The sequence below is a fragment of the Aminobacter sp. P4_D5 genome (assembly GCF_056401815.1).
Window position 1 is genome coordinate 64875 of sequence record NZ_JBFUIP010000004.1, and the last position, 24743, is coordinate 89617.

Genomic DNA, 24743 nt, shown 5'->3' on the forward strand with positions numbered 1-24743 from the left:
GTAAATCGAGGCTGAGTTACCAAGATTTAATATGGCCAATGGCTGCACTCGCACCCTGGCGAGGGCTTAAGCCTTGGCTAGAATTGCGCGAGCGCGGGCAATGATCGGTGCATCGACCATCTTGCCCTCGAAGACGAAGGCGCCATGGCTTTCGCGCTCTGCCTGTCCGGCCTCGGCAACCAGGCGCGTTGCCCAGTCGAGCTCGGCTTCGCTCGGCGAAAAACCGGCATTCAAAACAGGCACGGCCGAAGGATGGACGCAGGTCGCGCCGTCGAAGCCAAAGGCTTTCGCCTCGGCTGCAGCCGCTCCGATGGCGTCGACATCGGCATAGTCGGCGATACCACGCAGCAGGCCAAAGGACAGCTTGCCCGAGGCCTTGGCCGCCATATGCACCATCTGCTTGGGGAGACGCAGCACGTCGGGTGTCGCTGAAGCCCCCATGGCGGTGGCGAAATCCTCGCCGCCAAGCGCCAGCCCCATCACGTTGGGATGCGCGGCGAGCGCACGGGCGTCGAGAACGGCACCGGGGTCCTCGACGAGGCCGATGAATGGCATCGGATCGCGCATGATAGGCGCGATATGGCCGGCAAGGCGGGCAAGCTGCTCCAATGTCGCCAGCTTCGGCACCATGAGGCCGAAAGCCCCTGCCCGGCAGGCGGCGGCCGCATCCTCGAACTGCAGGTCGGTTTCAGAGTTGATGCGCACGAAAACGGCCGCGCCCGCCTGCCCGACATGCCGGATGGATGCGGTGAGGCCTTCACGTGCTGCGAGTTTGCTGTTCGCCGGCACCGAATCCTCGAGATCGAGGATGATCGCATCGGCGCCCCGCTCATGCGCCTTGGCGATGAACCGCTCGGCATGGGCCGGCACATAAAGCAGGGAGCGCAGTTTCATTTTTCGGCTCCCGCGACGATTGCCGCGACAGCCTCCGGTGCTACGCCCGCCTCCGCCAGCACCTCGGCGGTGTGTTCGCCCAATCCTGGTGCGGGTCGGCGAAAGGTGCCCGGCGTCGCTGATAAGCGTGGGACGATGTTGTGCATCGGCAGCGCGCCATGGTCCTCATCGTCCAATGAAACAATCACCTCGCGCTCGGTGAAATGCGGATCGGTGGCAGCGTCGGCGATGCTGTAGATCGGCCCGACGGTGGCGCCGCTGTCGCGCATGATGGCAAGCGCTTCGTCATGCGAACGGGTGGCGAACCAGGCGCCGATCGCCTCGTCGACAAGTTCGCGATGCTTGAGGCGCTCGCTGTTGGTGGCAAAGCGCGGATCGGCATTCATGTCAGCCCGGCCGATGATCTCGAAGATGCGGCGCGCAACTGCCGGCGTCGAGCCGGAAAGGGCTACATATTTGCCGTCGGCACAGCGATAGACGTTGCGCGGACTTGCGGTGTTCGAGGCGCTGCCGACGCGCTCCTTGACCTTGCCGGTGAGCGCATGGATGCCCGCCTCGGGACCGAGTACGGAGAAGATCGGCTCAAGCAGCGACAGGTCGACAACCTGTCCGCGCGCCTTGCCCTTTTGGCGGGCAAACAGCGCTGTCATCGTCGCCGACATGCCGTAGATGCCGGCGATCATGTCGGCCAGCGCCAAAGGCGGCAGGACCGGCTCGCGGTCGGGAAACCCGGTGCGGTAGGCATAACCGCTCATGCCCTCGACGATGGTGCCGAAGCCGGGGAATTCGGCATAAGGCCCGGTCTGGCCGAAGCCGGAAATGCGCACGACAACGAGATCGGGATTGCGCTCAAGGAGCAGGACGGGGCCAAAACCCATCTGCTCCAGCGTGCCGGGGCGGTAGTTTTCGATCAGCACGTCAGCGCCGTCGATGAGCGCCCACAGCGCCTCGCGGTCGGCAGCCTCACGCAGGTTGAGCACCACCGAGCGCTTGTTGCGGCCATAGGTCTTCCAGAAGATCGACAGGCCGTCTTCCTTCCACTCGCGCAACGGATCGCCGACAGGTGGCTCGATCTTGACGACATCGGCACCGAAATCGGCAAGCTGCAACGACAGCATGTTGCCAGCGACCAGCCGCGACAGATCGAGCACCTTGATGCCTTCAAGCGGCCCCTCGGCGGCCGGGTCCCAGTGCATTTGAGCAAAGCCTGTCATCGGATACGCTCGCCTGTCTCCTTGTCGAACAACAGCACCTTGGCCGGATCGAAGCCGAGCGTCACGCGCTGACCCGACTGCAAAGGTGCAGCCTCGCTCAGCACCATGGAGATGTCGTTTGAGCCGATGCGCAGAAGCACCTCCTGAGCGTCGCCGGTGGGTTCGACAAGCACGACCTCGGCGGCGACACCATTGTCGGCAAGGCCGATATGCTGCGGCCGGATGCCGTAGACGATCTTGCGGCCCGGCGCGAGATTGGCGCCGGCAGGCAGTGGAAGCGTGGCGCCGTCGGCAAGCCGCAGGTTTTGGCTATCGATTTCACCGTGCAGCAGATTGATCTCGGGCGAGCCGATGAAGCCGGCGACGAAGAGGTTGCGCGGGTTCCTGTAGAGCTCCAGCGGCGGCCCCATCTGCTCGATCTTGCCGCCGTTCAGCACCACGATCTTGTCGGCCATGGTCATGGCCTCGRTCTGGTCGTGGGTGACGTAGATGGTGGTCTTGCCCAGGCGCTGATGCAGCTTCTTGATCTCGCCGCGCATCTTGACGCGCAGCTTGGCGTCGAGGTTGGACAGCGGCTCATCGAAGAGGAAGGCGCGGGGATCGCGCACGATGGCCCGCCCCATCGCCACGCGCTGACGCTGGCCGCCGGAGAGTTCGCGCGGCAGGCGGTCGAGCAGCTTTTCCAACCCGAGGATTTCGGCGGCCTCCGCGACCCGCTTCTGGATCTCGGCCTTGGAGACACCAGCGAGCTTGAGCGCGAAGCTCATATTGTCGGCGACCTTCATATGCGGATACAGCGCATAGTTCTGGAACACCATGGCCAGGTCGCGTTCCTTGGCCGGCATGTCGTTGACGATCTTGCCACCGATGGTGATCTCGCCGGAGCTGATGTCCTCGAGGCCGGCGATCATCCGCAACAGCGTCGACTTTCCGCAGCCGGACGGGCCAACCAGGACGACGAATTCGCCCTTGCCCATGTCGAGCGAAATGTCGTCGAGCACCGGCACGCTGCCGTAGCTCTTGCCGACATTCCTGAGTTCGATTTCAGACATGTTCCTCCCTTTCGATACGCCCGCACGGGTCCCCGCCCCAGCCGACAGGCCTGGAGCGGGAACCACAGTCTTCAGGCGGTCTCGATGATTTCGACCGTACCCACGCTCATGCGGCCGAGCGCGCCGAGGCGCAGGCCGGCCATGCCGTAGGTGTATTTGCCGTCTTTCGCCTCGATCAGCGTCTTGCCGTCGATGGCAAAGGACAGCGTGTCACCGGTCGCCGAAAACGCGAAAGCATAGTTCTTGCCCAGCTCGCGCTTGAATGGCGCGCGCGCCAGAACCGTCGTGCCGAAATCCTCCTTGAGGATCACCACGTCGTCGCCGTCGAAGCCCGCGGCGTAGAACTGGCTGGTGCCTTGCGCGCGCGTTGTCACCAGTTGCGATGCACCGGCGAGCGGCTGGATGTCGGCCAGAACCTTGACGTTGCGGGCGTAGTAGTGCCCCGCCCACATGTCGGCGTCGCTAGGCGTATGCGCATGGATGCGGCCCTTCTGCAGCGTCCAGTGGCCACGGTTCCAGGTGAAGCGCGAAACAGCACCCCATTCCTGCACCTCGGTGCGCGGATCGATGACGGAGTGGCCGGCACCGTCGACCTTGAAGTCGGCGAGGAACAGGCGGCCGAGGAACTTCAAGCGGCCGAAATATTCGACCTGGATGCCGATCTCGTCGATGGCCTCCAGTCCTTMAGGCACGGTGAAGTCGTAATCCAGCCAACCTTCATGATTGGGCACGTGCCAGCCGCCGATCTCTTCGATGGTGCCCGACATGGCGCGGCGGACGTAAGGAACGACGCGCAGATTGCCATCGCCATTCCATGGGTCGAGCCAGAGCTTGAACGACACCTTCTGGCCGGCATCGACGAGTGGCGTGAACATCGGGCGATAACGCTCGTCGTCGAAATCCTCGCGGCGGTAGAACGGCTTCCAGAAGATGCGCCCGCCCTGTCCGCGCTCGAGCCGGTCGAGCTGGATTTCGAGCGAGCCACGCGAACCTTCGACATGCCGTTCGGTCGACGCCTTGACGCTGATCTGGTTGAAGCCTGCGGTACGGAAAGCATGGGTGGAGCCAGGCAGGTCGAAGTCGAAACGCACGCCGCGCCGGGTGAAATCTTCCAGCCAAAGCGCCGGCACTTCTTCACCGCGCAGCTGCAGTGCAAGCACGGTCAGTTCGCGGGCGAAGGACGGAATGTCGGCGATGTTAAGCGAACCGACGACGCCCGAGGCGATGACGAAGTCGTTGATCGGCTTGCGGTACTTGTCCCAGCCGGGCTGCACGCCCTGGAAGGTGCCGACAATGGCACCGGCATTGCCGGCGTTGCAGTCGGTGTCCCAGCCGGCCATGGTGGCAATCTCGGCGGTGCGCGGCAGGTCGCCTTCACCGTAGAGGATCGCCATGACCGTCACGCCCGCATTGGGGATGATGTGGCAGACGCCGGGGTAGCGGTCATAGCCCCACTCGGCGGTCAGCATGTCGCGGCAGGCGCGCCAGTTGTTGGGGTTGGCCTTGTGGAAGGCGATCACCGCAGTGGCGACGCGGGCATAGGTCGAGCGTGCGTCGATGGTGGCAAGTGCAGCCTCGATGATCTCATTGATCGAGGTCGCCTCGAAGGCCTTGGCGATGGCCGCGGCGCAGAAGCGCGCGCCGTTCAGTCCCTCGCCGTCATGGGCGACGGATGCCGCGCGCGCCGAGGCGTCGGCGGCCTTTTGCGGCTCGCCGGGATGCACCCAGCCCCAGCTGTCGATGAAGATTTGCCCGCCGATCTGCTCGGCGACGCTGGCACCATTCTGGGCGATGGAGCCCGACTGCGGCGCGGGGATGCCAGCGCGCAGATTGCGATAGGCGGTGTGTTCGGTCGAAACGCCGAAACCGCCCCACCAGTACATGCCGTGCTCTTCGGCGGCATAATTGACCCAGGTCTTGCCGACATGTTCGGCGGTGGCGCCCAGGCCGTAATCGCGCAGCGCGCGGATGAAATAGACCGGACCGTTGGTGTCGTCGTCGGCAGCAAAATTCTTGAAATCGCGCAGATACTGGGTGACTTCGCCGTAGGTCTTCTGGATGCGCTCATAGCTCCAGATTGTCGGTTCCACCGGTGCGCCAAGCCGCACGCCGATGGCCTTGCCGATGAAGCCGGCATAGATCTTTTCGTAAATCGTCTCTTTGGTGAGCTTGGGCATCATCGGTCTTTCGTTATGGACTAGAGCGTAAGGGCGGCACGGCGCGTGGCGCGCGCGTCTGTGGCGGCCTGGTCGGCGGCGAGGATGACTTTCACCGTTTCGGTGAAAGCGTCGGCCGAGGCGTTGAGGTCGAGCCGGTTGGTCTTGTCGAGCAATTTGCGATCGTCATCGGAGATGACGCTTTCGCCATGCATGGCGCCCAGGATCGCGCCGGCCATGACGCCGATGGAGTCGGTGTCGCGGCCCGAATTGACGCCGTCCTCGATCGACTTGCGGAAATCACCGTCGTTGAGCAGGCAAAAGCCCAGCGCCAGCGGCAGCTCCTCGATCGCGCCCAAACGGCTCGGCTGGTAGGCGTTGGTCAGCCGGCCGACCTTGCCGGGCGTGTGATTGACGTCGTCGCCCATCGGCGAATAAGGCGCCATGGCCTTGTGGAATTCGGCAACGACCGTCGCGTAGTCGGCCTTTGACGCCTTCAGCTTCCTTGTCACGGCGACAATGTCGGCGATGGCATTCTTGGTACCGTCCTTGGCAAGGGTCAGCACTTCCTCGATCACGGCTTCGATTGTGGTGCCCGGAATGAAGGCCGCGGCCACAGCCGCCGCGAACACGCCGGCGGCTTCCAGGCCGTAGCTTTCCTGGTGGCCCGAGGCAAACGCGATCGCCTCGTCATAGGCAGCCTTGGGATCGCAGGCGTTGACCACGCCGATCGGCGCCACATACATCGCAGCACCGCAGTTCACCATGTTGCCGATGCCACCCTGGCGCGGGTCGCAGGAAGCCAGCTGGTGACGCTGGAAAATCCACTTCTCGGGATAGAACAACCGTTCGATCAACATTGCTTCGCGCTGCAATTCGGGCACCCAGCGCGGGATCCAGGCGATCTGGCGCACCATGCCGTCGGCCATGTCCCAGGCGTCGAGATGCCTGCCGGTCTCGGCGTAGATATCCATCAGGCACAGCGTCATCATCGTGTCGTCGGTGACGATGCCGCTGCCGCGCACCCGGCCGTTTCGTGMCGTCGCGTCGAGCGACATCTTGTGCCACTGCGTTTCGAGTGACGTCACTCGCCCGTAACGGCTGGCGATTTCAGCGGCGGAAAGCTTTTCGATCGGCGCTCCGATGGCGTCGCCTAAGGCGACGCCATGGACGAGCGCGCGGACTCTGCCTTTCAGCGAGAGCCCTTGTGCATCACTTGGCAGCATCAAGAACGGTCCTTGCATATTCGTTGAGACGCTTGCCGCCGGCGGCTTCCCATTCGGCGACATACTGGTCCCACTGATCCATCTTGGCTTCGCCGGAGATGAACTTGTAGACCCAGGAGCGATAGACGTTTTCGGTGGCGTCGAGATCGGCGGCATAGTCGGCCGGCCAGACAAAGGCGTTGTCAGGCTTGAAGTACTTCTGGGTCGTCGTCATCCACTGCTGGGCGGCTTCGGACTGCCAGACGACCGGCGGCTTCCAGTTCGCCGACACCATGAAGCGGGCATACCAGGTCGCCATCTTGTCGGTGACCTTATAGGTGTCGCCGTCCTTGGTGTATTCCTGGCCCTCGAAGCCCAGGCGGTCCATCATCTGTCCCTCGGGGCTCGCCATGAAGTCGAGCAGCTTCATCACCTCGGCCTTATGCTCGGAGGTCGCCGAGATCGCAAATCCGCGCGATTCCTTGGACACGTCGACAGCCGACAGGCCCTGTCCGGCCGGGCCCTTGGGCGGCGACAGCAGCACAAGCTCGGTGTTTGGGTGCACCTGGCGCATCTTGCCGCCATAGATGTCTATGACTTCGCCCGACGAGCCGAAGATCACGCCGGCCTTGCCGGTGTAGAACTTGTCTTCCTTCACGTCGAACTTGGTGGTGATGTATTCGGGATCGTAGAGCCCCTGCTCGCGCAGCGAGGCGTAGAAGGCGATCTTGTCCTTCTCCTGGCTGGTGATGCGCGCATTCACCCATTCGCCGCCCGCATTCTTCATCCACGAGCCGGTGACGCCGAAGGCCTGATTGAAGATCGAATCGAGTTCGTTGGTGTTGCCTGCGGTGGTCACGCCATAGGTGTCGGCAACGCCATTGCCGTCGAGATCGCCATCCTTGATGGCCTTGAACAACTTCACATAGTCTTCGACCGTTTCAGGCGCCTTGAGGCCGGTCTTTTCCAGCCAGTCCTTGCGGATTACCGGCTGCGGCCCACGCACGGGATAGACATAGAGAAGATAGGGATAGTTCTTCAGCCGCTCGACATTGTGCGGCCACAGCGCGTCCTTCACATATTTGGACTCGGCGATGGCAGGGGTGAGGTCTTCGAGAACGCCCTGCTCGACCATTTTGGCGTCGCCGCCCTGGAAATAGATCAGGTCCGGGATGTCGCCCGAAAGCAGCATCACCGACAGCTTGTCGGCATAGCCTGACGAAGGCAGGTCGACCATCTCGATGGCGAGGTCGGTGCCTTGGGCACGCAGCGCATCCTCGATGCGCTTGATGTGCTTGACGTCGTCCGGGTTGGACGACACGAAATCCTTGGACACGACGCGGATCTTGACCGGCTCGGCCATGGCGGGGACAGCCACGGCGAGGCTCAACGCCAGGGCCGTCGATGTCATCAGGATCATTCTTGTGAACATTTCATCTCCTCCATTTGATCATTTTTTTGGCAGGCACATCGTCGCCATCAGCCCTTGAGCGCGCCGCTCATGGTGCCTTTGGTGAAGAATTTCAGGATCAGCGGGTAGATCGCCAGGATCGGCACGATGGTCAGCAGGATCATGCCGGCCTTGAGCGACCTCAGATCAAGCTGGCCCGCACCAGTGTTGTTGTTGGCGTTGTCGACGCCGACGATCGCAATCTTGTCGCCATCGATGACGAACTGGCGCAGCACCACCTGCAACGGCCATTTGCTCTGGTCGTTGAGATAGATCATCGCGTGGAAGAACTCGTTCCAGTGGAAGACGAGGTAAAACAGCGAGATCGTCGCCAACGCCGGCTTGGCCAGGGGCAGCACCACATACCAGAACACCTGGAAGGGATTGGCGCCGTCGAGCTCGGAGGCCTCGAGAAGCTCCTTGGGGATTTCCTCGAAGAAGCGGATGAGGATGACCAGGTACCAGGCATTGACCGCCTTGTAGAGGATCACCGACCAGTAGCTGTCGAGCAGCCCGAGCCGCTTGTTGACGAAATACTCCGGAATGATGCCGGGTTCGAAAACGATGGTGACGAGCACCAGGATGAACAGCGCCTTGCGTCCGGGAAGGCCGGGCCGCGACAGGCCCCAGGCCATGAGTGCGGTGCCGACGACGCCGATCAGCGTGCTGACAAAGGTGATGAAGATCGAATTGAAGATGCCGCGCTGCACATTGGGGTGTTGCAGCAAAACGCTCCACACATCGAGTGAGAAGCCTCTGGGCAGGATGGTCAGGCCATTCATGCCCGGCACCTTGGCGGGCTCAGACAGCGACACCGCCAGAAGATTGAGGAGCGGCTGCACCGTGACGACGACGAGCAGCAAAAGCGTCGACACGATGATGGCGTATTCGATGCGTTCGAGCGGAGACTTGCGCGACAGGGCCATTACCACACTCCCTTGCCGGTCAGGCGCTTGGACACGAAATGGGCGGTGACGATCATCATCGTGCCGAGCACCGCCTTGAACAGGCCGGCGGCGGTCGCCAGCGAGTATTCGCCGGTCTGCAGGCCTATGCGGTAGACATAGGTATCGACGATATCGATCCTGGAACGCACAACGTCGTTGGTGAAGTTGATGACCTGGTTGAGATCGGCGTTGAGGAACATGCCGGCGTTCAGGATGAACAGCGTGGCGATCGTCGGCACGATGCCGGGCAGCGTCACGTGCCAGATCTTTTGCCAGCGATTGGCGCCGTCGATTTCAGCGGCGTCGTAGAGCTGCTGGTCGATGGCGATGATGGCGGCGAGGTAAAGCAGGCTGTCCCAGCCGGCGGAGCGCCAGATCTCGGTGAACACCAGCACCCAGCGAATGGCGCCGGTGTCGGTCATGAACGAGCGCGGCGCGATGCCGGCCATGCCCATCAGATTGTTGACCGCGCCATCGGTGGGCGACAGTGCAGCGATAAAAACGCCTGCAATGACCACCCAAGACAGGAAGTGCGGCAGATAGATCGCCGACTGGATGAACTTGCGCAAGCGTCCGCCGCGCACCTCGTTGATCAAAAGCGCCACCAGGATCGGCACCGGCAGGAAGAAGGCCATCTTCATCGCCGAGATGATCAGCGTGTTGGCAAGCACCTGCCAGAACACCGGCGAGGCAAACAACACGTAGAAATGCTTGAGCCCGACCCAGATGTTGGGCGGAACGATCCGCACCTGCTCGAAGGCGATCTTGGCTTCCCAGATCGGCAGGTAATGCAGCACCAGGAAAAACATCAGGCCCGGCGCCATCATGACATAGAACGGCCACCAGCGGCGCCAGCCATTGACGAATGCAGCGGCGCGCTTCGGCCGGCTGCGCAGGGCAGAATTGGGAACGTTCCCAATTTTGGGAACATGCAACGCCTGATCATGGTCGGTCATCGTCAGTTACCTCCCGTCCCCGACCGCGCGCCTGGGCTGGTTCGCCGACAGGTCGGCTAGCGACCCCCGCTCGATCAGCCGGCACGKCAGGAACACCCGGCCGTGCTCCGAACGGCCGGCAATTTCRTCGAGCAGGCTATCGAGAGCGCGCACGCCCATCTCGCGGCCCGGCTTGGCGACGGTCGTCAGCCCAGGCCACGAGAATGCACCCGCCGGCACGCCGTCGAAGCCAAGGATCGAAACATCTTCGGGGCAGCGCAATCCGGCTTCCCGTATCGCCACCATGGCCCCCAGCGCCATCAGGTCGTTGGCTGCAAACACCGCGAAATGGTCAACCCGCTCACGCGCAAGCAGCCGCTTCATGGCTATGCGCCCGCCTTCGACCGTGTATTCCCCGTCTTCCATCGGCAGCGCCGCCGGGTCGATGTCACGCTCGACGCAATGCTCGTGGAAGGTGCGCAGGAAACGCGCCCGGGCGATACGCGACTTGGGGCCAAGGATCAGCGCCGGAGCGTGGTGCCCCTTAGAAACCAGGTGATCCATGCCCAGCCGCACGGCCTGAGCGATATCCGAGCCGACGCTCGAGATCGCGGGGAAGCGCTCGGCGCTCGAACCGATCAGGACGAAAGGCAGGCCGAAACGGTCGAGATCGTCGAAATTGTCGGCGACCGGATTGATGATCGCCCCATCGACGCGGGCCTGACGCAAGGCGCGCAAATGGCTGGCCTCGCGGCCGTGATCCCAGTCAGAGGAAAAGACTAAGAGCGACGCGCCGTTTTCGGCAGCGCGATCCTGGGCGCCACGCGCAACCTCGGCCCAGAACGGGTTGGTAATGTCTGGGATGACGAGACCGAGCAGTCCGGTACGTCCTGAACGCATGCCGACAGCAAGATCATTGCGCTCGTAGCCGACCGCCTTCGCAGCCTCAAGTACGCGTTCGCGCGCCTCATCAGTCACATTCGAGGCACCGGAAAGCGCACGGCCGGCGGTGCTCTTCGACACCCCCGCCCTCTCCGCGACGTCAATGATCGTCGGACGCCTCCGCTGCACCTGCACGCTCCTCCTCAGCGATTTTGTGGGAACGTTACCATGAGCCTAGCGGATCGGCAAGCGCGCCTTTTTGAAAGCCAAGTGTGGGCCGGCAAGAACTGGCGTCGGGTCGCGACGCCGACAGTCAGCCGCCCATCAGTGCTTCGACCAATCGCTCCCGCGTCAGCGGCAGGTCACGCATGCGCATGCCGAGCGCACGGGAGGCAGCGTTTCCGATCGCTGCTGCGACTGGCCCTTGCGCGGCCTCGCCAGCACCCAGCGGCGGGCGTGTCGGGTCGATGATGAAGCGCGTCTCGATCTCGGGGATTTCCGAAAACTTCAAGATGGGATAGCTGCTCCAGTCGAAAGCCGGCACGCGGTCGTTTTCGACCTTGACCTCTTCCTTCAAGGTCCAGCTCGCGGCCTGGATGGCGCCACCCTCGATCTGGCTTCGGGCCCCTTCCGGATTGATGAGCAATCCGGCATCTACGCAGAGCCAAAGCCGCTCCAGCCGAACCTCTTCATCCACTGCGACCTCGGCGACGGCAGCCAGCCAGGCGCCCTTGTTTTTGTAGCGTGCGGCAGCAATGCCGAGCGCGCGCCCTTCGCCCGCGGCATGGCTGCCGGGCCAACCGCACATCTCCGCCACGCCCGAAAGGACGGCGCGGCAGCGGTCATCGCTCAGATGGCGAAGCCTGAACTCCAGTGGGTCGACGCCGGCCAGGTCGGCCAGTTCGTCCATCGCGGATTCGATGGCGAAGACATTGAGGTGAGCACCAAGCGAACGCAGCGACGAGGTCCTGATGCGGCTTCGCGTGTCGAGTTGGACGGCGACTTCCTGACTTGGAAAATCGTAGACTGCCACAGAATTACGTGCCGCACCGCCACCCGCAGCATCTGGCAGGTCCTCGACCCTGCTCGGCAGGCGCGTGCTGTCCAGCGCTTCGGCCGACGTCAGGTTCACATGGCCGCCGAAACCCGGACGCTGGGCATGCGGCTCGCTCACCACCGACAGTTTCCACGTCGCCATCTGGCCCGTGGAATCGAGCTCGGCTTCCACGGTCGCCGACATGGCAGCCCCCAAGGGGCCGCGGGCAAGTTCGTCTTCCCGCGACCACAACGCCCGTACCGGCCGGCCAGTCAGCTCCATGGCAACGATCGCCGCGTCGAGCGCCGCATCGTCGGCGCCATTGTGGCCATAGCAGCCGGAACCATGGGCATGAACGACCCTGACTCGCGACAGGTCGAGCCCCAGGCATTTGGCGATCTGGCCGCGAAGCGGGAATATGCCCTGCGAATGGCTCCATACGGTCAGCCGGCCAGCCTCATAGTGCGCCAGCGCGCAGGACGGCCCGATCGACGCATGCGCGACATGCGCTCGCGAATAGCGCGCCGAAATATTCGTGGACCGGGCACCTGGAACAGCGGAACCGAGGACCGTGCGTTTCTCTTGGGATGCCGCAGCAGGCTGCCAAAGGCCGGGCACTTCCTCCCAGCGTGCGAAGTTTTCAGCCACAGCATGTGCTCGATGCACGGCAAGCTCGTCGGTTCCGACAAGGGCGAGGAAATCTTGCTTCCGCAGAACGGTCACGTTGGGATAACGGCGTTGCAGCCATGCCTCGTCGAACTGGGCCAAGCGAGCAAGCCGGAAGGGTTGTCTCACGACCCGCACATGCAGCATGGCTGGCAACGACAGGTCCTGGATGAACCCGCCGCCGTTGCGTTTTTTTGCCATGTCGAAACGCGGTTGGCTTGCGCCGACTACGGAAAAGTCATTGACCGGCTTTACCGGAACATCACCGGTGACGTGCTGCTTCCAGTCGACTTCGGATGCGAGCGACCAGAAATCCAGGCCGGTCGGAGCCTCGTCGAGCAAGATCGCCCCATCCAGGCAAGACAGCGCGGCGACATCGGTTCCCAGTCGTGCCGCCGCCGCCTGGATCAAGACAGCGCGCAGCTGTGCCGAAGCCAGGCGGATCGATGTGCCGGACACTTCGACCGACTGGCTGCCGGCGGTAAGGCCCTCGTCTGGCGAACGATCGGTATCGGCCGCCAAGAGGACAATCCGCTCCGGACTGATCGCCAATTCGTCGGCGGCGATCTGCGCCAATGCTGTCAGGATGCCCTGGCCAAGTTCGACCTTGCCCGAGCAGACCGTGACAAGGCCAGGCCGATCAAGGGATAGCCAGCGTCGCAGTTCAGGATTGTCCTGGATGCTCTTGGGCAGCGCATTGCCGATCATGGCACAGCCTCATCAAGGCGAGTTGCAGCACTCTCGACGGCGCGCAGAATGCCGCCATGCGCGCCACAGCGGCACAGATGCCGGTCAAGTGCCGCAACAATCGCCTCACGGCTCGGGTGCCGCTCCGCCTTGAGCAGCGTATATGCACTCATCAGGATGCCGGAAATGCAGTAGCCGCACTGTCCGGCTTGCTCGCGCTCGAACGCGTCAAGCAATGCCGCCCCGACAGGATCGTTGGCAAGAGCTTCGGCGGTCGTCACCGTGGCGCCAGCCAGCGCCGACACAGGCAGTGTGCAGGAATAGCGTGCCTGCCCGTCAATGCTGACGACGCATGCGCCGCACTGCTCCAGGCCGCAGCCGAAATGTGTCGCCTTGAGATCGAGCCGGTTTCTCAGCGCGAAGAGCAGAGGCTCGTCGCCCACATTCTCCAGGCTGACGTCCAGCCCGTTGAGCTGAAACGAGACGACAGCGCTCATGGCTTTTGCCCCACGATTTTCTCTAGGGAAGGCGGCGACGAACGCTTCGCTGTGCGAATGTGTTGGGGGCCTGCATCGGGTTTTGATGCCATGCTTTCCCTAGCCCGCTTCGACCGGTAGGCGCTGGGCGTCATGCCGACCGCGTTCTTGAAGGCGCGGAGGAAATATTTCTCGTCGTTATAGCCGACCGAATAGGCGATCTGGGCGATCGTATCGGCGGTCAGCACCAGGCGTTCGCGGGCGTCCTCGATGCGCATCTCGCGGATCAGCGCATTGAAGCTGGTGCCAGTATACTGGCGGATCAGGGCGCAAAGCCGGCTCTTGGAGAGGCGCGCGGCGTCAGCAGCTTCGCTGAGGCTCGGGCCACGCGTGTAGTTTTCGCCGATGAAGTCGGCGATGCGGCGCATGTGTCCGCTGTCGCGCCCCATCACCGGCAGCCTGGTCGACAGTTCGGCGAATTCCGCCTCATGATCCTGGCACAACATGGCGAGCATGAGCGACAGCTCGGCGCGGACGATTTCGGCAGCGCAGATACGCTCGGCTTCGTGCTGTTTTATCATTGCGGAAATTGCGAGTTCCACCCGCGCGGCACGCGTGCCGCCGAGGTGGAAATCGACATGATTCTGCCAGGCAAACGGCGTCAGCTCCGGCGCCATGCGGACCAGCTCTGCCAGCGGATACGAGCGGTTGATGTCGGGACGCAGAAAATCGAGGTCGAAATAGATGACGACGCAACGCGTCGCGTAATCGAACCTGATCTGATGCGGGACCATCGGCGCGATGAAATAGATCGAGCCGGCCTTCGGCTTGTGCGAGGTCAGGCCGACCCGGATGACCGGGGCATCGGACATGAAGTAGAGGACCTGGAAATAGTCGTGCTTGTGGGCGGGGTAGAGCTTCTGGGTGTTCTCGACACGCCGGACGTGGAAACGCGGAGCGCCCGCGCGATCCAGCGCATAGGAGCGAAACGGCGCCTCGCGCTCTTCCGCGCCACGCTCGGGCCTGAAACGCCGGGGCATTTCATTCGCAGCCTTGGCCATGCCGTCTCCTCTCCGGCTTTGGTCGGGGCGGCCGGCACCGCCCCGAGGCATGCCCGTCACCTCAGCTTTCCGGGCCGGCATATTTGCCGGCGGTGGCGGGGAACATGTTCTTGATGATCTTCATGCGGCTGACGTCGACGGTGGCGTCCATGTGCAGGAAGATCGCGGCGTCGCGGAACAGTTTTTCGATGCCGAACTCAAGCATCGCGCCGTTGCCGCCATGCAGTTCCAGCGCATGGGTTGCGACCTTCATGATCTCTTCCGAGGCATAGACCTTGGCCATGTTGCACAGCACGTCGGCATCCGGATGCGCCTCGTCGACCGCCTTCGAGGCGCGCTCGATCAGCGAGCGTACGGCTTCGATGCGGGTCGCCATGTCGGCCAGCCTGAGCGCCACCGCCTGATGCTTGATCAGGATACGCCCGCCTTGGACGTAGTTCTGGACATAGTCTGCGGTGCGTTCGAAACAGGCCACGCCGACACCGAGGTTCTTTGCCGCCTGGATGATCTTGCCGGCGCGAAAATACTGGCCGGCACTGCCCAGCGCCGAATTCTGAACGAGCAGGTGGTCGGCCGGCACGCGGCAATCCTCGAAGACCAGCTCGCCATTGTTCATGAAACGGCAGCCCATCGTCTCGTTGCACTTGGTGACCGTCAGGCCGGGCGTGTCACGCGGCACCAGGAAGCTCGACGTGCCCTGCAGCATGCCGACTGATGAATCGGTGTTGGCGTAGACGACATAGAGGCTGGCGTCGAAGCCGTTGGAGATGAACTGTTTGCGGCCGTTGATGACCCAGTGGCCGTCCTTCAGCACCGCCTTGGTGTGCATGGMGGCCTCGGGAACGTTGTAGGGCAGCCAGCGATCGGAGGCGCCGCGCGGTTCGGTCAGGCAATGGGCGAGCAGGAATTGTGGATCGGCGAGCAGGCGGGGAAACCACTTTTCCTGGAGGTGCTTCGGCGCGAATTCGCGCAGCAGGATGGACACCTTCCAGTTCTGCACCAGCTTGTCGGCGAGGCCGGAATCACCGCGCGCGATGCCCTCGGAGATCAAGGCGAAGGTGCGAACCTCGCTGTCGCGCTCGAGGTCGACGCCGCCATATTCTTCCGGCACGCCGAGCGTACGCACGCCGATTGCCTCAGCGCCTTCAAGGATCGAACGCGGCAGCCGCTCGCCGGGGTTCATGTCCCATTCAGCCTGCCAGTTCGACCGAATGAACGGCGTCACCACGTCGTCGACAAACGACCGGCAACTGTCGCGCATGAGGCGCTGTTCCTGAGACAAGGACCCATCATCGGCGTGAATCATTTTCGCTCCCTTCAACTTCGACCGGTCGGCAAATTCTAGCCCCCCACGATGTCCGGATTGGTATCAGCGGCGGCGGTTTCGGATCAGGTCGCGGCGTCTCCTTCTGGTGGATTATCGTCCAATTCAAAGTGGATGTTTCGTGCCCAATAGCGGCTCTATCGACCAATCGTGCAAGCGCCCACCGGCCAGCTGCGGCGTGTGCAATCAGCCCCTGAACCGCTCAGCCAGCCAATCGGCCACCATGGGACGATAGAGCCAAGGGATGTTGTTGCAGACGTGGTTTCCAATCGGAAAGACATGGAGTTCCGCGCCATTGCTGCAAAAGTCGGCGCATTTTTGCGCTTCGGATGGCGGAAAAATCTTGTCGCGCCCGCCATGCAGGATGAGTGCGGGAGCCTTGGGGCCGTCGATATCGGCCAGCGTGAAGTTGCGGGCGCGCTCCACCACATCCTCGCCGCCGAGGGCAAACGTCATGTTGTCCTGATAGACTTTCGGCAGCGACGGCCAAAGTGCGCCGAGGTCATGAAAGCCGTTGATCGAGACCACGCCCGCAAGGTGTTCCAACGAGGCGGCGGCGCGCAGCGCCAGCATGCCGCCGAAGGCCATGCCAACCAAGCCGACCGCACCCGACAGGCCCGGCTTTGCCTCGACCGCCGCAAGCGCCGCGGCAATTGCGGGCGCGATGTCGGCCCGCAGATGGCCAAACGACCGCCCTTCGCCCTGGCCCGGCCCATCGAGCGACAGCGTTGCGATGCCACGGCTCAGGAAGTGCCGTTCGAAGGCCGGGAATTCTTCCTTGGTGGAATCCGAGCCGGGGACAATCAGCGCCAAGGGATACGGCCCAGGTCCCTGCGGCAGCCTGAGATAGGCTCGCAGGACGCCGCCCTCGAACGGCACCTCGACCAGTTCGGCGGGCGGGTCCAGCAAGGGTGCTGCCCTACGGAACAACGCGACCTTGCGCGCCGCGACAAGCTCCTTGGCGTCGAGATCGTCGAAGGCCATGAACTGCCCGAAATGATAAAACAGGCTGGCGCGGGCAAAAGCTTCGCCTGCGGTGACAGTGTGGCCACGCGCCAGCGCGTCCGCGCCCATTTCGGCATGGCGGTCGCCCTCGGCGCTCCAAGCGGTCAGCCAGTTTTCCCAGATACCGGCGCTCTCGATGACGGCTTTCGCCGTGGCTGAGGGGATGCCGGCGACCTCGATGCGGGGCAGCCAGTGTTCGACCACGCTCAGCAACCTGTTTTCCGTTTCAGCCATTCCCGCAGTCTTTCATGTTCCGCCGCCATTTCCGGGTTGATCCAGCTTTCGGTCGATCGCCTTCAGTTCGGCCGAATACGTTTTGGCCTTGTCGCGGTACCTTGCCGCGCCGCGCGACAGATTTTCCGCCGTTTGCTCGTCGAGCGACCTGACGATCTTTGCGGGAATGCCGATGACCAGCGAGCCGTCCGGCACGATCATGCCTTCCCGCACCAGCGAATTGGCGCCGACAAGGCACCTCTCGCCAATGACGGCACCGTTGAGGACCGTCGCACCCATGCCGATCAAACTGCCCTTGCCGATGCTGCAGCCGTGGATTGTCGCGTTGTGGCCGATGGTGACGTCCTCGCCGATGTCGACAGGGAAACCGGGATCGGTGTGGATGACGCAGCCGTCCTGGACATTTGAACCGGCACCGAGCGTGATCGGCTCATTGTCGCCGCGCAGCACGGCGTTGAACCAGATGCTGACGCCGCTGCCGATGCGCACATCGCCGATGACCATGGCGCCGGGAGCGACATAGAAATTGCCGTCTTCCGGGAAGATGGGCTCTCGGTCGCCCAACCGATATGCCGATGGTTTGGTCACGCTATTTTCCGCCATTCGTTCAGGTAGGCATCGCCAGGAGAATAGACGCCGGCGCATTGGTGCGATTGACCAGGGCGCGGGCTTCACCGGGCGCAAGTCGGCAACTGTCGAGCACGCCGAGTGTCACCGATCCATCCACGGTTTCGACCGTCACTTCGCCGGCAACGACAATGTAGATTTTTTCCACCGGAGCATCCTTGAGCGAGGTGCGGCCGCCCGGCAGAAGATGCGACAGGCCGATCCAGATCGTATCGGTTGCCGTCGCCTCCTTGCCCTGCAGACGCAGGCAGCGCATGTCGTAGTGTTCGGGTGCCTCGTAGGACTTGGCTTCGCTGTAGCGGGTGACCTGCATTTCAGGCGCTCACGGCTTCAAAAGCACGCGGTCGGACGTGCCGCGCAGCACCGAGGCATAGGCCTTGGCGGCATCGGCCAGGCCGTAGCAGGTGTCGGGATTGATCGGGAACGGTTTCAACAGCCCTTCCTCAAACTTCAGCTTCAGCCTGTCGAAGATGCGCGCGCCGTCGACAGACGAATGCGCCAGCGTGTCGACGCCGATATATTTGTGGCGGCCGCGGAAGAAGTTGAAAATGTCGAAAGGCACGGCGCGGTCGAAGGTCGAGATGAAGATCTGCCGCGCCTGCTTGGCCATCGCCTTGTTGGCGATCTCGAAATAGGGACTGCCGACCGTGTTGAAGACGATGTCGGCGCCGTGGCCATCGGTCATCTCGCGGACGATCGCGGCAACATCCTGCGCACCGCTGTTCAACATCTCCACGGGAGCGTTGGTGTGGCCCATGAGCGGCTGATCGTTGTATTCGACGGCGAACACTTTTGCGCCGGCCATCGTCGCCAGTTGGATCGCCGCCTGGCCAACCTTGCCGTTGCCGCCACAGACCAGGACGACGTCGGTCGGCTGGACGCCGCCGGCCTCGCGGAAACCTTCATAGGCGGTGATGAACGGCACGCCGATCGAACCCGCCTCCTCCATGGAAAAATTCTTCGGCTTGGCCCGCACAGCTTTCTGGTCGAGCACCATCCATTTGGCGTGGCTGCCATCCTGGCTGATGCCGAGCTCGCCGCCGCCGCCCCAGACTTCCATGCCGATCATCTGCGATGGGCCTTCACGCACGATGCCACCGAAATCGCGGCCCGGCGTGCGCGGCCAGATGGCATGCGGCATGTGGCCGAGCGATGCTTTCACGTCACTCGGGTTGACGCCTGCGGCGACGATTTCGACCAGAACCTGGCCCGGTCCGGGACGCGGCACGGCGACTTCGGCGACCTCGATCAGGAGGTTGTCGAGATCGGGCGACTTTTGCGAAACCCTGAGGGCGTTGCCGGTCTTGGCGCTTGCTTGAATATTCATCTGGTTTGATCTCCTTTGCCCAAGCCGCGCCGGTCAGGCGGCAAGCCCCAGCATTTCCCTGGCTTCCTGAGGGCCGGCAATCTGCCCGCCGAGTTTTTCGATGAGGTCGCGGACGCGCTCGACCAACTCGCCATTGCCTTTGGCGAGCACGCCCCTGGCGATGTAGGAATTGTCCTCCAGCCCGACGCGGACATGGCCGCCGAGCAGATAGGCCTGCACGGCCATCGGAAACGACATGCGGCCGACGCCGAACCCGGTCCACACGGCGTCAGCAGGCAGCATGCGCGCGGCGGCGGCCATCATGTCGGTCGTGGCAGGAAAGCCATATTTGACGCCGGTGACGATGGTGAACATCGCCGGCGACTTCAAAACGCCGGCCTTCAGCAGGTCCTGCGCCAGAACGATATGGCCGCTGTCGAAGACCTCGAGTTCCGGCTTGGAGCCGGCTTCATTGATGATGTCGGCCATGATCCTGACGTTGCCCGGCGTGTTGATCACCACCTCATTGCCAAAAGTCATGGTGTTGAGGTCGAGCGTGGCGATATCGGGTTTCAGCGCGACGATATGCTCGACGCGCTTTTCCGGCCGTATCAGCGTGGTGCGCGGGCCGGCGACGGCCGGATTCTCGTCGCTTGGATGGTAGCGCCCGCCGGGACCGGTGGTGATGTTGAGGATCAGCGCGTTGTTCTTCGCCCGGATCCTTTCCACCACCTCGCGGTAATATTTCAGCTCCATCGACGGTTTTGCCGTCTCGGGATCGCGGACATGGATATGGGCGATGGCAGCACCGGCATCGGCCGCTTCRAGGCAGGAATTGGCGATTTCCTCCGGCGTCACCGGCAGGCCGGGATGGTTTTCGCGCGTCGTCAAATTGCCGGTGACGGCACAGGTGATGATGACTTTCGGCTGCATCAGAGGTGCCTCCCCCCGTCGACGACAATGCGGCTGCCGGTCGAGAATTTGAGATGGGTCGCGCAGGAAAGGATCGCCTCGGCAACGTCGGTCGGCGATGTGATGCGCTTGAGCGGCGTCGTTGCGGCGACCTTGTCAGCGAACTCCTTGCCACGGCCCGGCACGAACTGCGTGTCGACCGCCCCTGGCGAAACCGTCATGACGCGGATTTCGGGCGCCAGTGCGCGGCCGAGCGAATTGGCCATGATGTCGAGGCCGGCCTTGGCGCCACAATAGGCGACGTTAGAGCCGATGCCGGTGAAGGCGGCGATCGACGAGACGTTGACGATCAACCCGTCGCCGCTGACTTTAAGCGCCGGCGTAAAAGCGCGGATGGTGGCGAAGACGCCGCGCCAGTTGTTGATGAAGATGCGGTCGATCACCTCGTCGGTCAGCGCATCGAGATCGCCATGCGCCACCGGCTGGGTGATACCAGCGGTATTGACCAGGATGTCGGCCCGCCCGAACCTGGCGAGCACGGCATCGCGGAAGGCTTCGATCGTTGCGGTGTCCTCGATCGAAACCGGCAGGGCGGCATGACCCTGCCCAATCAAGCTCGCGACGATCTCCTCGGCCTTTTCCTTGCCCGAGCGGTAGCCGACAATGACGGTTGCGCCGGCTTCGGCAAACAGACGGCAGGTCTCGCGGCCGATGCCGCCGGAGCCGCCGACGACGACGGCCACCTTGCCTTCAAGCGAATTGGATGAGGTCTGGGCAGTCATCGCTCAGCTCTTCTTTCCCGAGATCGGCGGAATGAGGAAAGTCGGCGTTCCCGCCACCAGCTTGAAATCGTATTCGCAGGTGTAGAAAGGCAGCGTCGCGCCGGCAAAATCGGGATGCGGCTCGGTGTGCATGACAAAATCGCCGACGATCTGCTGCTTGGCGCCGAAGACGACATCGGAGGCCAGCGCCTCCGGGCTGTCGGAGAATATCTGGGTGATCAGTGTCTTGTGACCGGGAGCCGTGACGATGAAATGGATATGGGCCGGGCGCATCGGCTCACGGTTCTGGGCGCGCAGCAGCACGCCCACCGGGCCGTCGGTCGGCACGGGATAACCCGCAGGCTTCACCGACTGGAAATGGAACCGGCCGTCGGCACCGCTGGTGAACTTGCCGCGAAGATTGAAATCCTCCTGGCCTTCGTCCTGGTTCTCGTAGAGGCCGACGGGCGAAGCCTGCCACACATCGAGCGTCGCGCCTGCGATCGGGGCGCCGTCCGCGCCGAAGACCTTGCCCTTGAAGAACAGCGAAGCTCCAGGCGTGTCCGAGCGCGCGATGCAATCGCCGGACTGGCACAGCGGCGCATGGCCGCGATAGAACGGCCCGAGCAGCGCCGACATCGTTTCCCCCTGCATGCCGTTGTTGTTGATCAGGTCGATCAGCGTCGAAGCACCGAGCACGTCGGCGGCAAGAACGACCTCGTTGTGGAACTCGTTGGTGAGTTGGCCGATCTCGACGATCCAGCGCAGCGCGTACTCATACTCCTCTTCCGTCGGGCGCGTCTCCAGCACGAACTGGTGCAGATGCGTCACCAGCGCGGTCATGATCTCTTTGAGCCGGGGATTGTCGGTGTCCGCCATCGCCGCAAGCACGGTCGGCGTTACGTCGGCTTCCCTGGTGATGAGCTTCGGCTCGATGCTGATATGGTTCATCGTCGTTCTCCAATGCTTCCGAAGTCAGGCTTCGGCAGGTTCGGCTTGGTTCGCGGCCGTGCGCAGATGTGGGTATTTTTCGGTCAGCAGCGAGCCGTGGTAGTAGGTCCTGGCGAAGGCGTCGGTTGCCCTGATCCTGTCGAGCCAGCGGCCGATCTCGGGCGCGGAACTCCACATGCCCGCGAGATTGATGTCGTCCATCCTGACGATGACGGGCATGATCGAGATGTCGGCCAGCGTCATCTCCTTGCCCATCAGCCAGGGTCTGCCGTTAGCGCTCAGCCATGTCGTCATGCGGTCGATGCCGCGCTGCAGGCGGCCAAGCGCTTCGTCCATGTCCGCCCTAGGGAAACCGGTGCGGCCCATCTTCATCAGGAACTCGCGCCGCAACGGCTTGCTGTCACACAGCGCCTGGAACTCCTGCTCGCTCATCGACTGGTAGTGCGGCAGGAAGGCAAGGTTGTAGGACGGCACGCGGACCGCCGGCGTCGGCACCTCGTCGATGAAGCGCATCATCGCCCGCATCCGCGCCACATCAAGCGGATCGCGCGGCCGAAGCGGCGTCACGTCGCCGAAAATGTCCTCGATGTACTCGACGATGACGGCGGAATCGGTGACCGCAGCACCGTGGTGCAGCAGCGTCGGCACCACGCCGTTCGGGTTGATCGCCAGATATTCCGGCCTGAGCTGGTCGCCCTTGAACAGGTCGAGCTTGTGTTCCTCGAAATCCTTGCCCTTGGCGTGAAGGACATAACGAACGCGCTGGCTGCAGGTCGACTGCGGCGCGTTGTGAAGAACAAACTCCGGCATGTCATTTTCCTCTCGCTGTCTGCACGAGGTTTGGGTTCACGGGGCTCAAGCGGCTAGTAGCTAGTCCCAGTTGAGGAACCGAGGGAGCTTGCCGCTTTTGGCGAGCGTGCCGATCAACCCGAGCGGGAAGAACATCAACCCGAGCGCCATGACGAGGCCGGTGCCGAGAATGTTGACCTCCGAAGCGCCCATGGTGGCGACGAATATCTCGTTGAGCGCAACGATCAGGATGGCGMCAACCACCGGTCCGGCGATGGTGCCCTTGCCGCCGAGAATGCACATCAAAACCAGATTGGCGGAGACCAGGATGAGCAGGAAGATATTGGGGCGGAGGTAGGTCAAATATTCGCCCCACACGGCACCCGCCATGCCGACGAAAAATGCCGAGAGCGCGAAGGCGACGACCTTGTAGAAACGGGTATCGATGCCGGCGCTTTCCGCCTTGATCTCGTCCTTGGAGATGGCGCGCAGGCCGAGCCCGAACTTCGAGTGCTTGATCTTGTAGCTCGCCCAGACCGAGAAGGCGGCGATCGCCAGCATGGCATAATAATACGGCACCTTGGACCACTGCACCGACAGGTCGTTGGGCGGCAAGGTCAGCCCGTTGGCGCCGCCGATGAAATGCCAGTTGTCGAACAGAATTCGGGCGATCATCAAAAGGGCGATCGACGAGATGATGAAGCTCGGGCCGCGCACCTTGAGCGTGACCATGCCGACCAGATAGCCGAATACGGCGGCGACCAGGCCGGCAAGCGGTGCCGTGATGATCGTGGATATGCCGTAGCGCGCCAGGATCATGCCCGAGAAGTAGCCGCCAATGCCGAAGAACACGGCATGGCCGAGCGAGACATAACCGGCGAAGCCGCCGAGAATGTTCCAACCCGAAGCCATGGCAACGTACGATGCCGTGAACAAGACGAGACGCAGGACGTAGTTGTAGTTGCCGGTGAACTGCAGCAGCGGCAGCGCAGCGAGCGCTGCCAGGAGCGCCATCGGAAACCAGGTCGCCCGGACCTGATCGGCCTTGCGCGACAGTTTTTCGTTGTGGACCCGGCGCGCCTCGACGACTGCGCTGGCGCTCGATTCCTGAAGGGAAACGGCCATCATGCCAACTCCGGTTTTTCGCCGAACAGCCCTTGGGGCCGCACCAGCAGAATGACGAACAATGCGAGGAAGAAGGTCAGCGTCGACCAGGTCGCGCCAATCCAGGTGCCGACGAAGGCAGCGACCACCGACAGCATCAGCGCGGCGAGCACGGTGCCGAGGATGCTGCCCATGCCGCCCAGCACCACGACCGACATCAGCATGGCGATCCATTCCCAGTGCTTGGCCGGGAAGAAGCTGAACACGAAACTGACCAGCGAGCCGGCGGCACCCGCAAGGCCGAGACCGATGGCAAAGGCGAGGATGCTGATGAACTGGACGTTGACGCCGAGCAGTTCGGCCGCCTCGCGGTTCTGGGTGGTGGCGCGGATGGCGTAGCCGAGCCGCGAGTATTTCAAAAACAGCGACAGCACCGCGATGATGGCCAGCGAGACGATGCCCGCATAAAGCTGGCCCTTGGGCACGAAGACGTCGCCGATGAAGAACGCTTCGGTGGCGTAGTCGGGAGAGGTGACGCGCTGCGTGTTGGTGAACATCGCGCCGAGGAAGCCTTCCACCATCATCGCCAGCGCGAAGGTGAGCAGAACCGTCATTTCCGAATATTTGGCGCTCTTGGCTTCACGCTGGAACATCAACCGGTAGAGCAGGACGCCGATTGCCGCCATGATGAGGGCTGCGACCGGCAGCATTACCAGCGGGTCGACGCCGAGCGTCTTGAAGCCCCAATAGGTGATGTAGGCGCCGCCGATGATCAGCGAGGGATGCGCGAGATTGACGATGCGCATCACGCCGAAGACCAGCGACAGGCCGGAGCCCATCAGGGCGATGACGCCGCCAAGCGCCAGGCCGAGGATCAAAATCTGAATTATCTCTGACATCATATTCCCCGTCAGGCGGCCTTCTTGCCGCCGAGGTAGAGTTCCTGGATGCGCGGATCGGCCAGAACCTTGGTCGCCGGGCCTTCAAACAGCGTGCGTCCGAGATCGAGCACGACACCCCAATCGGCATTTTTCAGCCCCATCATGGCGTTCTGTTCGACCAACAACAC

General features: G+C 63.0%; 23 protein-coding genes. All 23 read right to left on the reverse strand.

Annotated elements, in window-relative coordinates; translation table 11 throughout:
* Nucleotides 1-66: 66 nt before the first annotated feature.
* The 23 genes from AC1DWF_RS02090 to AC1DWF_RS02200 all read right to left on the reverse strand — a co-directional run bounded on the left by AC1DWF_RS02090 (nt 67) and on the right by AC1DWF_RS02200 (nt 24573).
* A complete protein-coding gene (locus AC1DWF_RS02090) occupies nt 67-894 on the reverse strand; it encodes an HpcH/HpaI aldolase/citrate lyase family protein (protein ID WP_476789397.1) in 828 nt (275 codons plus the stop codon).
* The gene (locus AC1DWF_RS02095; RefSeq protein ID WP_476786009.1) at nt 891-2108 is read right to left on the reverse strand and encodes a CaiB/BaiF CoA transferase family protein; all 1218 of its coding nucleotides are present in this window, start codon (nt 2106-2108) and stop codon (nt 891-893) included. The genes AC1DWF_RS02090 and AC1DWF_RS02095 overlap by 4 nt, the downstream gene beginning before the upstream one ends.
* Nucleotides 2105-3160: an ABC transporter ATP-binding protein gene (locus AC1DWF_RS02100; protein WP_476841413.1), complete on the reverse strand. Its 1056-nt coding sequence runs from the start codon at nt 3158-3160 to the stop codon at nt 2105-2107. Before AC1DWF_RS02100 ends, AC1DWF_RS02095 begins: the two co-directional genes overlap by 4 nt.
* A gap of 71 nt (nt 3161-3231) precedes the next feature.
* On the reverse strand, nt 3232-5340 hold the full coding sequence (locus AC1DWF_RS02105; protein ID WP_476841414.1) for an ADP-ribosylglycohydrolase family protein: 2109 nt from the start codon (nt 5338-5340) through the stop codon (nt 3232-3234).
* 17 nt (nt 5341-5357) lie between these two features.
* The gene (locus tag AC1DWF_RS02110) at nt 5358-6542 is read right to left on the reverse strand and encodes an ADP-ribosylglycohydrolase family protein (protein WP_476841415.1); all 1185 of its coding nucleotides are present in this window, start codon (nt 6540-6542) and stop codon (nt 5358-5360) included.
* Entirely contained in the window at nt 6529-7953 is a 1425-nt protein-coding gene (locus AC1DWF_RS02115) for an extracellular solute-binding protein (RefSeq protein WP_476804375.1), read from the reverse strand. The genes AC1DWF_RS02110 and AC1DWF_RS02115 overlap by 14 nt, the downstream gene beginning before the upstream one ends.
* 47 nt (nt 7954-8000) lie before the next feature.
* A complete protein-coding gene (locus AC1DWF_RS02120; protein ID WP_476786650.1) occupies nt 8001-8897 on the reverse strand; it encodes a carbohydrate ABC transporter permease in 897 nt (298 codons plus the stop codon).
* Nucleotides 8897-9874: an ABC transporter permease gene (locus tag AC1DWF_RS02125; RefSeq protein WP_476789393.1), complete on the reverse strand. Its 978-nt coding sequence runs from the start codon at nt 9872-9874 to the stop codon at nt 8897-8899. Before AC1DWF_RS02125 ends, AC1DWF_RS02120 begins: the two co-directional genes overlap by 1 nt.
* Nucleotides 9875-9880: 6 nt before the next feature.
* Nucleotides 9881-10930, reverse strand: coding sequence for a LacI family DNA-binding transcriptional regulator (locus AC1DWF_RS02130; RefSeq protein ID WP_476841416.1), 1050 nt, complete (start codon nt 10928-10930; stop codon nt 9881-9883).
* Nucleotides 10931-11048: 118 nt separating this feature from the next.
* On the reverse strand, nt 11049-13145 hold the full coding sequence (locus tag AC1DWF_RS02135; protein ID WP_476785145.1) for a xanthine dehydrogenase family protein molybdopterin-binding subunit: 2097 nt from the start codon (nt 13143-13145) through the stop codon (nt 11049-11051).
* Complete coding sequence (locus AC1DWF_RS02140; RefSeq protein WP_476789391.1) at nt 13142-13621, reverse strand: (2Fe-2S)-binding protein; 480 nt, start codon at nt 13619-13621, stop codon at nt 13142-13144. Before AC1DWF_RS02140 ends, AC1DWF_RS02135 begins: the two co-directional genes overlap by 4 nt.
* Entirely contained in the window at nt 13618-14661 is a 1044-nt protein-coding gene (locus tag AC1DWF_RS02145) for an AraC family transcriptional regulator (protein WP_476785143.1), read from the reverse strand. Before AC1DWF_RS02145 ends, AC1DWF_RS02140 begins: the two co-directional genes overlap by 4 nt.
* A 61-nt stretch (nt 14662-14722) precedes the next feature.
* Nucleotides 14723-15967, reverse strand: coding sequence for an acyl-CoA dehydrogenase family protein (locus tag AC1DWF_RS02150; RefSeq protein WP_476841417.1), 1245 nt, complete (start codon nt 15965-15967; stop codon nt 14723-14725).
* Between the two features lie 204 nt (nt 15968-16171).
* Nucleotides 16172-17224, reverse strand: a complete 1053-nt coding sequence (locus AC1DWF_RS02155; RefSeq protein WP_476789627.1) for an alpha/beta hydrolase family protein — start codon at nt 17222-17224, stop codon at nt 16172-16174.
* A 12-nt stretch (nt 17225-17236) separates the two neighbouring features.
* Entirely contained in the window at nt 17237-17812 is a 576-nt protein-coding gene (locus AC1DWF_RS02160; protein WP_476785748.1) for a gamma carbonic anhydrase family protein, read from the reverse strand.
* Between the two features lie 19 nt (nt 17813-17831).
* Nucleotides 17832-18164, reverse strand: coding sequence for a cupin domain-containing protein (locus AC1DWF_RS02165; protein WP_476785747.1), 333 nt, complete (start codon nt 18162-18164; stop codon nt 17832-17834).
* A 9-nt stretch (nt 18165-18173) separates the two neighbouring features.
* Nucleotides 18174-19178, reverse strand: a complete 1005-nt coding sequence (locus tag AC1DWF_RS02170; protein ID WP_476785746.1) for a quinone oxidoreductase family protein — start codon at nt 19176-19178, stop codon at nt 18174-18176.
* A gap of 33 nt (nt 19179-19211) precedes the next feature.
* Nucleotides 19212-20090 carry a beta-keto acid cleavage family enzyme gene (locus tag AC1DWF_RS02175; protein ID WP_476785745.1) on the reverse strand — a complete coding sequence of 293 codons (879 nt, stop codon included), beginning with the start codon at nt 20088-20090 and terminating at the stop codon, nt 19212-19214.
* Complete coding sequence (locus AC1DWF_RS02180) at nt 20090-20851, reverse strand: SDR family NAD(P)-dependent oxidoreductase (RefSeq protein WP_476785744.1); 762 nt, start codon at nt 20849-20851, stop codon at nt 20090-20092. The genes AC1DWF_RS02175 and AC1DWF_RS02180 overlap by 1 nt, the downstream gene beginning before the upstream one ends.
* 3 nt (nt 20852-20854) lie before the next feature.
* Nucleotides 20855-21781 carry a dioxygenase family protein gene (locus AC1DWF_RS02185; RefSeq protein WP_476804377.1) on the reverse strand — a complete coding sequence of 309 codons (927 nt, stop codon included), beginning with the start codon at nt 21779-21781 and terminating at the stop codon, nt 20855-20857.
* A gap of 24 nt (nt 21782-21805) precedes the next feature.
* Nucleotides 21806-22591, reverse strand: a complete 786-nt coding sequence (locus AC1DWF_RS02190; protein WP_476789705.1) for a glutathione S-transferase family protein — start codon at nt 22589-22591, stop codon at nt 21806-21808.
* A gap of 60 nt (nt 22592-22651) precedes the next feature.
* The gene (locus AC1DWF_RS02195; protein WP_476841418.1) at nt 22652-23698 is read right to left on the reverse strand and encodes a branched-chain amino acid ABC transporter permease; all 1047 of its coding nucleotides are present in this window, start codon (nt 23696-23698) and stop codon (nt 22652-22654) included.
* Nucleotides 23695-24573 carry a branched-chain amino acid ABC transporter permease gene (locus AC1DWF_RS02200; RefSeq protein ID WP_476804379.1) on the reverse strand — a complete coding sequence of 293 codons (879 nt, stop codon included), beginning with the start codon at nt 24571-24573 and terminating at the stop codon, nt 23695-23697. Before AC1DWF_RS02200 ends, AC1DWF_RS02195 begins: the two co-directional genes overlap by 4 nt.
* Nucleotides 24574-24743: the final 170 nt, after the last annotated feature.